This window comes from Amycolatopsis sp. NPDC051903 (assembly GCF_044452505.1).
In the GTDB taxonomy this organism is placed as follows: Bacteria; Actinomycetota; Actinomycetes; order Mycobacteriales; family Pseudonocardiaceae; genus Amycolatopsis.
This window is the reverse complement of the sequence record NZ_JBITBT010000001.1, coordinates 160,274-172,119: the sequence shown is the minus strand read 5'-3', so window position 1 is coordinate 172,119 and position 11,846 is coordinate 160,274. Positions and strand designations below refer to the sequence as shown.

General features: G+C 70.8%; 13 protein-coding genes. 2 read left to right on the top strand and 11 right to left on the bottom strand.

The annotated features are described in order from the left end of the window. Window positions 1–57: 57 nt before the first annotated feature. From ACIA77_RS00890 to ACIA77_RS00855, 8 genes are all read right to left on the bottom strand, one after another. Entirely contained in the window at window positions 58–921 is an 864-nt protein-coding gene (locus tag ACIA77_RS00890; RefSeq protein WP_395883686.1) for a hypothetical protein, read from the bottom strand. A gap of 117 nt (window positions 922–1,038) precedes the next feature. Beyond that, window positions 1,039–1,764 carry a Clp protease N-terminal domain-containing protein gene (locus tag ACIA77_RS00885; protein ID WP_395883685.1) on the bottom strand — a complete coding sequence of 242 codons (726 nt, stop codon included), beginning with the start codon at window positions 1,762–1,764 and terminating at the stop codon, window positions 1,039–1,041. Window positions 1,765–1,817: 53 nt separating this feature from the next. Continuing rightward, window positions 1,818–2,645: a MerR family transcriptional regulator gene (locus tag ACIA77_RS00880; RefSeq protein WP_395883684.1), complete on the bottom strand. Its 828-nt coding sequence runs from the start codon at window positions 2,643–2,645 to the stop codon at window positions 1,818–1,820. Between the two features lie 37 nt (window positions 2,646–2,682). Further along, window positions 2,683–3,858, bottom strand: coding sequence for a 4-hydroxybenzoate 3-monooxygenase (locus ACIA77_RS00875; protein ID WP_395883683.1), 1,176 nt, complete (start codon window positions 3,856–3,858; stop codon window positions 2,683–2,685). 19 nt (window positions 3,859–3,877) lie between these two features. Continuing rightward, window positions 3,878–5,113, bottom strand: a complete 1,236-nt coding sequence (locus ACIA77_RS00870) for an NAD(P)/FAD-dependent oxidoreductase (protein ID WP_395883682.1) — start codon at window positions 5,111–5,113, stop codon at window positions 3,878–3,880. Then, window positions 5,110–5,433 (bottom strand): 2Fe-2S iron-sulfur cluster-binding protein, encoded by a 324-nt coding sequence (locus tag ACIA77_RS00865; protein ID WP_204091904.1) that lies wholly within the window; start codon window positions 5,431–5,433, stop codon window positions 5,110–5,112. Before ACIA77_RS00865 ends, ACIA77_RS00870 begins: the two co-directional genes overlap by 4 nt. A 5-nt stretch (window positions 5,434–5,438) precedes the next feature. Further along, on the bottom strand, window positions 5,439–6,611 hold the full coding sequence (locus ACIA77_RS00860) for a cytochrome P450 (RefSeq protein WP_395883681.1): 1,173 nt from the start codon (window positions 6,609–6,611) through the stop codon (window positions 5,439–5,441). A gap of 82 nt (window positions 6,612–6,693) precedes the next feature. After that, window positions 6,694–7,491: an IclR family transcriptional regulator gene (locus ACIA77_RS00855; protein ID WP_395883680.1), complete on the bottom strand. Its 798-nt coding sequence runs from the start codon at window positions 7,489–7,491 to the stop codon at window positions 6,694–6,696. A 35-nt stretch (window positions 7,492–7,526) separates the two neighbouring features. On the opposite strand from ACIA77_RS00855, the gene ACIA77_RS00850 reads away from it, so the two are divergent. Further along, the gene (locus tag ACIA77_RS00850; protein WP_395883679.1) at window positions 7,527–8,204 is read left to right on the top strand and encodes a MerR family transcriptional regulator; all 678 of its coding nucleotides are present in this window, start codon (window positions 7,527–7,529) and stop codon (window positions 8,202–8,204) included. On the opposite strand, the gene ACIA77_RS00845 is transcribed toward ACIA77_RS00850, so the two are convergent. Together ACIA77_RS00845 and ACIA77_RS00840 are read right to left on the bottom strand one after the other, a co-directional pair. Continuing rightward, window positions 8,201–8,515 (bottom strand): NIPSNAP family protein, encoded by a 315-nt coding sequence (locus tag ACIA77_RS00845; RefSeq protein WP_395883678.1) that lies wholly within the window; start codon window positions 8,513–8,515, stop codon window positions 8,201–8,203. The genes ACIA77_RS00850 and ACIA77_RS00845 overlap by 4 nt on opposite strands. Then, complete coding sequence (locus ACIA77_RS00840) at window positions 8,512–9,630, bottom strand: 5-methyltetrahydropteroyltriglutamate--homocysteine S-methyltransferase (RefSeq protein WP_395883677.1); 1,119 nt, start codon at window positions 9,628–9,630, stop codon at window positions 8,512–8,514. The genes ACIA77_RS00845 and ACIA77_RS00840 overlap by 4 nt, the downstream gene beginning before the upstream one ends. Before the next feature lie 73 nt (window positions 9,631–9,703). Between ACIA77_RS00840 and ACIA77_RS00835 the strand changes: the two genes are divergently transcribed. After that, complete coding sequence (locus ACIA77_RS00835; protein ID WP_395883676.1) at window positions 9,704–11,053, top strand: nucleobase:cation symporter-2 family protein; 1,350 nt, start codon at window positions 9,704–9,706, stop codon at window positions 11,051–11,053. Between the two features lie 11 nt (window positions 11,054–11,064). Here ACIA77_RS00835 and ACIA77_RS00830 read toward each other — a convergent pair whose 3' ends face one another. Next, window positions 11,065–11,637, bottom strand: a complete 573-nt coding sequence (locus tag ACIA77_RS00830; RefSeq protein WP_395883675.1) for a hypothetical protein — start codon at window positions 11,635–11,637, stop codon at window positions 11,065–11,067. Window positions 11,638–11,846 lie beyond the last annotated feature (209 nt).

The following is an 11,846-nucleotide window of genomic DNA, read 5'->3' as shown; positions in this document are numbered from 1 at the left end:
GTTTTTCCCGAGGGGCCCTCGCGCGGCTGCGCGGGGGCCCCTTTTCACTGCGCGGCTTTACTGACCGGCGTAGCGCGTGAGCCAGTCGGGCACCCGAGAGCGGCGGTAGGTCTGCAGGTCGTTGCGGTAGTGCTCCGGCGGCAGGAGCTGGTGCTGGGGAAAGGGTTCGTCGCCGTAGTCGTAGGTGATGCTGAGCTGTCCGCTGTTGAGCACGCTCAGCACCAGCCGCCACCACGGCCCGGCCGACATCTGCGCGGCGACGTGCCGCTGCCGGCGCAGCATCGCGGTGATCTCCTCCGGCACGAAGACGTCGCGGTGCTGGTTGCCGGCGAAGAAGCGCAGCAACGCGATCTCGGCGGAGACGGTGAACGAGAACTCCGCCGCGAACCACTCCCAGCCGCCGGGCCCGAGCAGCGCCAGCTGCTGCACGATCGGCTCCAGCAGCCGGCTCGCTTCGGCCGCGAGCGCGTCGTCGTTCGGCGGTGGGGTGCCGGCGATTTCGAAGCTCTGAACCGCGGGCGGGCCGTCGCCCTGGGCGTCGAGGAACGCTTGGCGGAACTCCTCCATGAACGCCTGCTCCTGCGCGGGAGTGGGCGGCGGCTGCGGTGTCTCGGGTTCCTGCGGCGGCTGAGGCGGCGGCACGTGGCCGTCGGCACGTTCCTCGGCGGCGAACCGCATCTCGTGCTCCCGCAGCCGGTCCGACGGCACCTGCTCGATGCGACCGGACTGCCCCACCAGGAACACCGGGCTCCCGGGTGGCAGGTCCAGGAACGCCAGCGGATCGCTCGGGTCGGCGGTGTCCGCGGCGAACACCGTCCACCCCATCTCGAAGCGATCGGCCGAAAGGCCTTCCGTGGGGTGATCCAGTCCTCGTGACCGGATCCACTGCGCCACCAACGAAATCGCCTGTGCCGCTTCCATTCGGTTGTCCTCCCGTACGCGTCCCGGTCACCCTAGGGGGTGCGGTGGCGCGAGGGAACCAGTCAGGCGATCACCGTCACCAGCACCACGGCGACAGCGACCGCCAGGCCAGCCCTTTCACTGTTCCCGGGCCGACACGATCTCCGCGAGGGCTTCCTGGATCTTCGCCTCGGCCGGTTCCTTCGTGATGCCCAGTCCGGTCAGCACCTCGAAGCCCGCACCCTCGCCCTGTTCCAGGAGCGCCAGCAGGATGTGCTCGGTGCCGATGTAGTTGTGGCCCATTCGCAGGCCTTCGCGCAGCGTCAGCTCCAGCGTCTTCTTCGCGGCGGCCGCGAACGGCATCGGCTCCGGCACCGGGTCGACGGGCTCGGGCAGCCGCGCCTCCGCGGCTTCCTTCACCGCCTCCAGGGTCACTCCCTGGAAGACGATGATCCCCGCGGCCAGCGCCGCGGGCTCGGCGAGCAGCCCCAGCACGAGGTGCACGGTGTCGATGCCGGGGCTCTTGGCGGCGACCGCCGCCTGCTGTGCCGCCACGACCACGTGGCGCGCGCGGAGCGTGTAGCGCCCGTACACGCGCTCGATCATGCCGCCGTCGCCGACATCTCCCTTCGGCACGAACCGCTTCTGCGCAGCCTGTTTCGACACGCCCATGCTGGCGCCGATCTCCGTCCAGGACGCGCCGCTGCGCCGCGCCTGGTCCACGAAGTGGCCGATGAGGTGGTCCGCCAGCTCGCCGAGGTGCTCGCCCATGTACACGGCGTCGGAGAGCTGAGCGAGGGCGTCTTGTTCGTTGTTCGCCTTGATGGCGCTGATGAGGTCGTCGAGCTTCACCGGGTAGGTCATGCCGTCAACTCTAGGTTGACGATCACGCGTGCGTCAACCTCTGGTTGACCAGCTCAGCTCTCAGCGAACGGCGTCACCGGGATCTGCAGCTCCGTGATCCACCCCGCTTCGTCGCCCTCGGTGTGGAGGTAGACCTCGCGGGCCTGCCCCGGTTCGGCGCGGTAGCCGTTGTCGTCGATCCAGTGGGCCAGCGCCTGGTACGACTCGGCGATCGTGGTCATCGGGCCGCGGTGCACGAGCGTGGCGGCCTGGGCGACGGGCGGGAGGTCGATCCGCGACAGGCCCGAGCCGTCCGGGGAGCCGGCGAAGGGCGCGCACGCCCGGACTTGCACGCGGTCGTCGGGGGTCGGCTCGTACGAGGCGATCGCGGGGCCCGCGAAGCGCAGGCCGGCGGCCTCCATGCGGGAAGCCAGGGTCGAGCACAGGCCGCTGACGACCGGGCCGATGTCGTCGTACTCGAACGACTCCGCGACGCCGCCGACGGCGACGACAGCGGCTCCGGCAACGGGCTTGACCACAACGTCCACAACGGACATGGTGTCCTCCGATTCGATCAACCGGAGCCTCGCCTCGACCCGCGACAGCCGCGCCGCCGCGTCGGCGACCTGGGCGGCCAGCTCGGCGCGGCGCAACCGCAGCATGCCGCGCAGCTGTTCGGCTCCGGGTTCGTCGTCAAGCAGGTCGGCGACCTGCTTGAGACCGAACCCGAGGTCGGTCAGCGCGAGGATGCGGTTGAGCCGCGCGAGCTGGCCGGCGGCGTAGGAGCGGTACCCGGTGTGCGGGTCCACGCGGGCGGGTCTGAGCAGGCCGAGTGCGTCGTAGTGGCGCAACATCCGCACGGACACCCGGCCGAGCTTGGCGAACTCTCCGATGCTGAACATGACACCGCCTACGTTCGAGCCTCACACGGTGTCAGAGTCAAGAAGCGAACGGCAATCCCACGTAGTTCTCGGCCACGCTCGTCGCCGCGGCGCGCGACGACGCGGTGTAGCGCAGCTGCGAGAGCTGCAGCCGGCGGGCGAACGCGTCGGCGCTCGGGTCGACGTGGAGCATCGTCGTCATGAACCACGAGAAGTGCTCGGCGCGCCACACGCGCCGCAGGCACGTGTCCGAATAGGACGCGGCCGGCGCCGGGTCGCCCTTGACCAGCGCCACCAGCGCACGCGAGAGCACCCGGACGTCCGCCACGGCCAGGTTCATGCCCTTGGCGCCGGTCGGCGGCACGATGTGCGCGGCGTCGCCGGCCAGGAACAGGCGCCCGTGCCGCATGGGCTCCGCGACGAAGCTGCGCATCGGCGTGATGCCCTTGTCCAGGATCGGGCCCTCGCGCAGCGTGAACTCACCGTCGACGGCCAGCCGCGCGGACAGCTCCGACCAGATGCGGTCGTCGGACCACTGGGCGAGGTCTTCGTCGGGCGGCACCTGCAAGTACAGCCGCGTGATCTCCGGCGAACGCATGCTGTGCAGCGCGAACCCGCGCTCGTGGTGGGTGTAGATCAACTCCTCGTGCGAAGGCGGTGTCTGCGCCAGCACACCCAGCCACGCGAACGGGTACTCGCGCTCGAAGAACTGCAGCACCCCGTCCGGAACGGACGGTCGCGCCACGCCGTGGAACCCGTCGCAGCCGGCGATGGCGTCGCACTCCAGCACTTGCTCGACACCGGCCGAATCCCGGTACCGCACCACCGGCCGTTCGGTGTCCACATCGGACAGCGACACGTCCGAAACCTCGAAGTGCAGCGGCAACCCGAGGCGCTCGTGCGCGTCCACGAGGTCCTTCACGATCTCCTGCTGCCCGTAGACCGTGATCGCCTTCCCGGTGAGCTCCGTCAGCGCGATGCGGTGGTCACGCCCGTCGAAGCGCAGCGAGAACCCCTCGTGCGGCAGGCCTTCCCGAGCCATCCGCTCACCGAGCCCGATCTCGGTGAGCAGGTCCACCGTCGGCTGTTCGCACACCCCCGCGCGCACCCGCTGCCGCACGTACTCGCGGTCGCGAGCCTCCAGCACGACGGCCTCCACGCCCTCCTGGTGGAGCAGGTACGAAAGCAGCAGGCCGGCCGGGCCGGCGCCGATCACGGCTACCTGGGTGCGCAACGGGGGTACCTCCGGATCTCTAAGCCGCCGAACGCGACTTCACGTGGGCTTTCAGGTCGAACGAGCTGGCTTCCAGGTCGGCGTACGTCGGCTTCAGCTCAGCCGTGAACAGCCGGCGCGCGGCGATGTGGTCGGGCGGGCGGTTGACCGACTCGACGGCGATCAGCACGCCGTCGCGGAACGAGAGCACGGAGAACCGGCCCTCGGCGCGGTCGCCGGTCACCACGGTCTGGTCGGGATTGGCGAGGATGCCGACGATCTGCAGCTTCGCGCCCGTCTGGTCGGTCCAGAACCAGGGCAGGCTGTCGTACGGCGCGCCCTCGCCGGCGATCGACGCGGCCACGGAGCGGGCCTGGTCCACGGCGTTCTGCACGGACTCCAGCCGCGTCGCCGCGCCCGCGTGGACGCACGGGAAGTTCGCGCAGTCGCCGATGGCGAAGATCTTCGGGTCCTCGGTGCGCAGGTGCTCGTCGACGACCACGCCGTTGGTCACGGGCAGGCCGGCCTGCTCGGCGAGCGTCGTTTCCGGCACCACACCCACCGCGACCACGACGAGGTCGGCGGGCAGCCGCGTGCCGTCGGCCAGCTCCACGGACTCGACGTGACCCGCACCGTGCAGCGCGGTGACGCCGGTGCCGAGCAGCACCGTGTGCCCGGCCTTTTCGTGCAGCTCCTTGAAGAACTCCGACACCTCGGGCGACGCGACGCGCGCCAGCAGGCGGTCCTGCGCCTCGACGACCGTCACCGGCCGCCCGGCGTGCGAAGCGAACTCCAGCCCGATGAACCCACCGCCGATCACGACGACGTTCGACGCGCCTTCGAGCGAAGACCGCAGCCGGTCCGCGTCCTCGCGGGTGCGCAGCATCAGCACGCCGTCGAGGTCCGCGCCGGGCACGGGCAGCACGCGGTTGCGCGCGCCGGTGGCGAGCACGAGGTGGTCGTACGGCAGCTCGGTGCCGTCTGCCAGCACCACGCGCGAGGCGGCGCGGTCGACCGACGCGACGCGGCCGGGGATGAGCTCGATGTCCTTCTCCGCGAAGAAGTCCTCGGGCCGCAGGCGCAACTGCTCGTCACTCGCCGTGCCCTTGAGGTACGCCTTCGACAGCGGCGGACGCTGGTAGGGCACGCCCGGCTCGTCGCCGACCAGGACCACCCGCCCGGTGAAGCCCTTGTCGCGCAACGAAGCCGCGGCCTGGAAGCCGCTCTGGCCGCCGCCGGCGACGAGGACGGTTTCGGGCGAGGACCCTGTGCTCATAACTGCTCCTCCGGCAAGCGCAGGACCAGACCGTCGAGCTCGTCGGTCACCGGTAGCTGGCAGGACAGCCTGCTGGTGGCCGCCCGCGGGCTGGCCGTGCAGTCCAACATCTCCTCTTCATCTGAGCACAAGGGCCCAAGATCGTCGAGACGCTCCGGGTCGACGTACACGTGACAGGTCGCACACATGGCGTTACCACCGCATTCGGCGACGATCCCGTCGACGCCGTGGTCGAGCGCCGTCTGCATCACGGACCGGCCGACGGTGGCGTCGACGGTGCGAGCGGTCCCGTCGGGCTGCACGTAGGTGAGCTTCGGCATCGCGCTCACCGCACCCGCACCGGCAGCGACGCGAGGCCGCGCAGGGTGTTGGACAGCTGCGGCCGCGGCGGGCCGGCGAGTTCGAGCGTCGTGACGCGCCGGGCCAGCTCCGCCAGCAGCACCTCGCCTTCGAGCCGCGCGAACATCTGGCCGACGCACGCGTGCACCCCCGAGCCGAACCCGACGTGCCCGGCCGCGCGACGGCCGATGTCGAACGTGTCCGGGTCGGCCCACCGGCGCGGGTCGCGGTTGGCGGCGGCGAGGAACAGCAGCACCTTCTCCCCCGCCGGGAGCCGCTCGCCGCCGAGTTCGACGTCGCGAGTGGTGGTGCGGAAGAACGTCTGCACGGGCGAGGAGAACCGCACGACCTCCTCGAACGCCGCGCGCGAGCGCTCGGGCTTCTCCCGCAGCGCGGCCCACTGATCGGGGTGCTCGGCGAAGCACTGCACGGCGTTGCCGAGCGCGTGGACGGTCGTGTCGACGCCGGCGGACAGGAACGAGCGCACGAGCAGCGCCCGTTCGTCGGGGGTGAACCCGGCCTCGGCCGCGGCTTCGTGGATCCGCGCGCCGAGCCCGTCCGGCGCGAGGTTCTCGGCGCGGCAGTGCTCGGCGATCCATTCACGCGCCCGCGCGCCGCGCTCCATGGCGTCGGTGAAGAGGTGGTTGCGGGGGCCGAAGCCGTTGAACACCATCGAGCCGTAGGGCAGCAGGTGCTCCCGGCCCTCGGCCGGCAGCCCGACGGCGTCCGGGAACACCTTGAGCGGGAACGCTTCCGCGAAGTCGGGCACCGCGTCGAACTCACCGCGCGCCAGCAGTTCGGCGACGAGCTTCTCGGCTTCGGCGGCGAAGGTGTCGCGGTAGGTCTTCACGACCTTGGGCGTGAGCACGCTGGTCACGGTGTGCCGGGCGCGGGTGTGCTCGGGCGCGTCGGCCTCGAGCAGCAGGCTCGGCGGGCGCCACGGCGTCTCCTTGCGAAAGTCCGTGAGCCCGACGCCGGCCGACGAGCAGAACGTCTCGGGTTCGTTCAGCGCGTGCGCGACCTCTTCGGCGCGGCCGCTGGCCCACACGCGGTAGCGGTCGAGGTACACGACCGGGCCCGCGTCGCGCAGCCGCCGGTGCAGCGGGAGCGGATCGGCCAGGACGTCGTCGGCGAACGGGTCGTCGTTGAGCGTGATCACCGGACCTCCTCCTGTCGGTTGCCCGACAGAGTGCGGGTTCGGGCGCGTTTGGCACACCACGTCTTCCACTGAGTGGAAGAACTCAGTGCGTCTCGCGATGCGCGTCTTCGGAAAGCCGCAGCGTGCGCGGGGCGCCGAGCGTCCGGGAAATCCCGCGCGCGGCCGCCCGGACGGCGGGCACGAGCGTGAGCGGATCGGTGCCTTCGGCGGGCACGACCACGGAGATCGACGCGACGACCGCGTCCGACGGCCCGTGGATCGCGGCCGCGACGGAAAGGGCCGGCAGCTCGATCTGGCCGTCGCTCACCGCGTAGCCGTTGCGGCGGACGTCGGCGAGCACGCGGCGCAGCTGCTCGGGCGAGTGGATGGTCTTGCCGGTGTAGCGCTTGAGCGGCAAGGTGAGGACCTGCTCCTGCACGTCGGCGGGCGCGTGGGCGAGCAGCACGAGCCCGACCCCGGTGGCGTGCAGCGGCAGCCGCCCGCCGACGCGCGAGATCACGTTCACCGCGCGGCGCCCGGAGAGGCGTTCGAGGTACACGACCTCGGCGCCGTCGAGCACGGCGAGCTGCACGTTCTGGTGCGTCGCCTCGTAGAGGTCCTCGAGGAACGGCATCGCGCTCTCGCGCAGGTGCGCGCCGTGCGGCGCGAGCGACGCCACCTCCCACAGCCACAACCCGACGCGGAACCGGCCCTCGTCGTCGCGCTGCAGCGCCCCGCGGCGCACGAGTTCGGCCGAGAGCCGGTGCGTGGTCGACAACGGCAGTCCGGCGCGGCGGCTCAGCTCGGAAAGCGTGAGCACGGGCCGTTCGGACGTGAACGCGCCCAGCACGTCCAACACCCGCTCCACGACCGACGGTGGCCGCTCCGCGTTGTGCCGCATGGGCACCAGTGAAGCACCCTTCTAAGGTGGCAGCTGTGCGGCCGACTGACCTCGCGCGCGAACACGGCCTGTCGACGCAGGCCGTGCGCAACTACGAAGAGGCCGGGATCCTGCCCGCGGCCGCGCGGGGCCCGCAGGGGTACCGGCTGTACACCGACGTCCACGCCCAGGCGCTGCGGACGTTCCTCGCGCTGCGGCCCGGCTTCGGACACGGGGTTTCGGCGCGAATTCTCAACGCCGTCAACGAAAACGCGTTCGAAGACGCGTTCCGCTTGATCGACGAAGGCCACGCGGCGCTGCTGCGGGACCGCCGGACGCTCGACGAAGTCGCCCGCGCACTGGGCGATCTGACCGCCGGCCCGCCGGTGGACTCGGGCGCACTGTCCATCGGCGAACTCGCCCGCCGCCTGGCCGTCCACCCGGCGACGCTGCGCAAGTGGGAGGCCGCCGGCCTGCTCCGGCCGGCGCGCAGCCGCGCCGGCCACCGCACCTACGACGCCGCCGCGATCCGCGACGCGCAGCTGGCCCACCAGCTCCGCCGCGGCGGTTATCCCCTGGCCCGCATCGCGACGGTCATCGCGCAGGTCCACTCCGCCGGCGGCGTGGCACCGCTGGAGGAAGCCCTGCAGACGTGGCGGGCCCGGCTCGACGCCCGCAGCCGCGCGATGCTGACCGGGGCGGCGGAGCTGGCTGTCCACCTGCGCCTGAGCTAGTCGTCGTCCGGGAGCAGCGGGCGCAGGAACGTGCGGCGGTACCGGACCACGCAGCCCGACTCGTCGCGGATGCGGTCGGCCGCGATGAACTCCGGGTCGACGCCGAACAGCGCGCGGTACTGCTCGTACGCCGCGAGGCTTTCGAAGCTGAACAGGGCCCGCGCCTCGTCACTCGCGCCTTCCGCGGGCAGGAAGTAGCCGTGGTGCACGCCGCCTTCGCGGGTGACCAGGCGCATCCACGCGTGGGCGAAGCGTTCGAACTCGGTGATCTTCGCGGGACCGATGACGTAGGCGACCACGCAAGTGATCACCGGCCCCAGACCCGTTCCGCGGTCGCCACGATGAGCTCGAGCTTGCGCAGCTGGTCGTCGGTGGTCAGCTCGTTGCCTTCTTCGGTCGAGGAGAACCCGCACTGCGGCGACAGGCACAGCTGGTCGATGTCGACGAAGCGCGAAGCCTCCTCGATGCGCCGCACGAGCGCGTCCGCGTCCTCCAGTTCGGGGCGTTTCGTGGTCACCAGGCCGAGGACCACGCGCTTGCCCGGCGGGACGAAGCGCAGCGGTTCGAAGCCACCGGAGCGTTCGTCGTCGTACTCCAGGAAGAACCCGTCCACGCCGAGTTCGCCGAACACGGCCTCGGCGACGAACTCGTAGCTGCCCGAAGCCGCCCACGACGAGCGGAAGTTGCCGCGGCACAAGTGCGTCGTCACGGTCATGCCGTCGGGCTTGCCCTTCAACGCCGCGTTGATCGTCTTGATGTTGCGCAGGTGCAACGTGTCCGGGTCGCCGCCCATGCGGGACACGAGCTCGCGCTGCGCCGGGTCGTTCAAGTACGCGAGGCTCGTGTCGTCGAGCTGCAGGTACTGGCAGCCCAGCTCACCCATCGCCGACAGCTGCGCCGCGTACGCCGTCGACAGGTCGACGAAGAACTCCTCGAGGTCCGGGTACACGGTTTCGCTCACCGCCGCCCGGCCGCCGCGGTAGTAGACCATGCTCGGCGACGGGATCGTCAGCTTCGGCGTGATGCCGGCGTCCACGTGGGACTTCAGGAACTCGAAGTGCTCGGCGAAGATCGGGGCGTCGAGGCGCACGCGACCGTCGACCTGGAGGCCTGGCGGGCTGAACTCGAGGTCGCCCGCGAGGTTGTGGAACTTCACGTGCAAGCGTTCGTCGCTCTGCGAAACGCCGCCGAGCGAGTAGATGAAGTCCATGTGCCAGGACGCGCGGCGGAACTCGCCGTCGGTGGCCGAGGAGAGGCCGGCGATCTTCTGCATCTTGACCACGTCGCGGATGGCGTCGTCTTCGACGGCCTTGAGCTGTTCGGTGGTGATCTCGCCCGCGGAGTGGCGACGGCGAGCCTCGCGCAGGACCGGCGGCCGCAGCAGGCTCCCGACGTGATCGGCGCGGAAGGGGGGACGCGGAGTCATGCTCGCATCGTCACACACAAACCGGCGGTATGCGTCGTGAGAAGATGCGCGGACCCGCGTGAAAGGGCCGCCCATGACGAAACCCGCCCCGCACCCGGTCGACGCCGGGCTGCCCGCCGGCCGGCTGCTCCTGCTCGGCCTGCAGCACATGGCGATCATGTACACCGGTTCGGTCGCCGTGCCGCTGATCGTCGGCAGCGCGCTGAAGCTCGACGCGGCGACGATCGCGTTGCTCGTCAACGCCGACCTCTTCGTCGCCGGCATCGCGACATTGGTCCAGGCCATCGGCATCGGGAAGCTCGTCGGGGTGCGGCTGCCCGTGGTGGCGGGCGCGACGTTCACCGTCGTCAACCCGATGATCCTGATCGCTTCGCAGTACGGCCTGACCGCGGTCTACGGCTCGATGATCGCGTCCGGCGTCTTCGGGCTCCTGCTGGCGCGGCCGTTCGCGAAGATGCTGCGGTTCTTCCCGCCGCTGGTGTCCGGCACGCTGCTGCTCGTCATCGGCGTCTCGCTGCTCGGCCCGGGCGCCGCGATGATCGCCGGCCACGACACGGGAGCGCCGGACTACGCCGCGCCCGTGAACCTCGCGGTCGCGTTCGGCGTGGTGGTGCTGATCGTGGTGTTCACGCGGGTGCTGCGCGGGTTCGTCGCGCAGATCGCGCCGCTGCTGGCGCTGGCGCTCGGGCTCGTCGCGGCGATCCCCCTCGGGCTGACGCAGTTCGGCGGCGTCGGGCAGGCGCACTGGTTCGGGCTCGCCGCACCGCTGCACTTCGGCGCGCCGACGTTCCCGATCGCCGCCGTGCTGTCGATGTGCGTGGTGATGCTGGTGACGTTCACCGAGTCGACCGCCGACATCGTCGCGGTCGGCGAGATCACCGGCCGCCCGGCGTCGGACGCCGACGTGGCCCGCGGCCTCGCGACCGACGGCCTGTCCGCGATCCTCGGCGGCTTCATGAATTCGTTCCCCGACACGGCTTTCGCGCAGAACGTCGGGTTGGTGCAGATGACGCGCGTGCGCAGCCGGTGGGTCGTCGCGGTGACGGGTGGCCTGCTCCTGGTGATGGGTCTCGTGCCGAAGGTGGGCGCCGCGATCGCGGCCATCCCCGAACCCGTCGTCGGCGGGGTCGCCGTGGTGATGTTCGCGATGGTCGCGGTGGTGGGCGTGCAGAACCTCAAGAAGGTGGAGTTCGCGGGCAACCACAACTCGTTCGTCGTCGCCGTGTCGCTGGGCGTGGGACTGTTGCCGGCGTTCGCGACGAACCCCTTCGGCACGTCCATCTTCTTCCAGCACTTCCCCGCGTGGCTGCAGACGATCTGCGGCAGCCCGATCACGCTGACGGCGATCCTGGCGTTCGTGCTGAACCTGGTCTTCAACCACCTGAGGCGGCGGGACGACCCGGATCTGCTGGCGGCACCGTAGGAATCACCGCGTCAGAAGCAGAGGATCCCCAGCACGCACGGGCCCTTCGTCGGCGTCGGCTGGTGCGACGACGTCGTCGGGGTCGGCTGCTGCGACGACCCGCCACCCGAACCGGGCTGCGACGTGTCAGTGGGCGCCACCGACGTGTCCGACGTCGTCGACGGGTCCCGGGGACTCGTGGACTTCGTGGGCGAATCCGCCCCGCGCGGGTTGAGCGGGTCGATGATCGACGTGATCTTCGGGGTGCTCGGCGCCGTGGTCTCGTCGTCGCCGTCGGCCGTGGTGGAGCCCTCGCCGCTGCCTTCGATGGTGGCCGGCGGGTTGGTCTCGGAGACGCCGCCGGCACCGTCGGTGCGGTCGGGCATCTCGATGACCTTCATCTCGGTGATGTGCGAGGCCTCGTCGTTCGCGGTGGTGCCGAAGCCGACGAGAACGGCCGCGGCTCCGCAGCCGACGACCACCGCGAGCATCACGGCGACCATCCGCCAGCGCGACCGCGACGGTGGTGGAAGGCGTTCGCCCCAGCCTTCGCGCACGAGCAGGTCGGCGACCGAAACCTCTTCGTCCACCAGCGGGCCTTTCACCAGGAGTGGTCCATTCTTACCGCAACGGCCCACCGAACGGGTGAACAATGACAGAAATTCGGCGTAGCGTGCCTCACTCTAGCGGGTGAGAATCACAGGGCTTTCACAGCTGCCCTTAGCCAAACTCCCAGCATGCCCGGTGATCCTGGAGCCATGCTGCTGCGCGCCCGACAACCAGTCACCCTTCGGGACTGGTGGACGCATCGGCA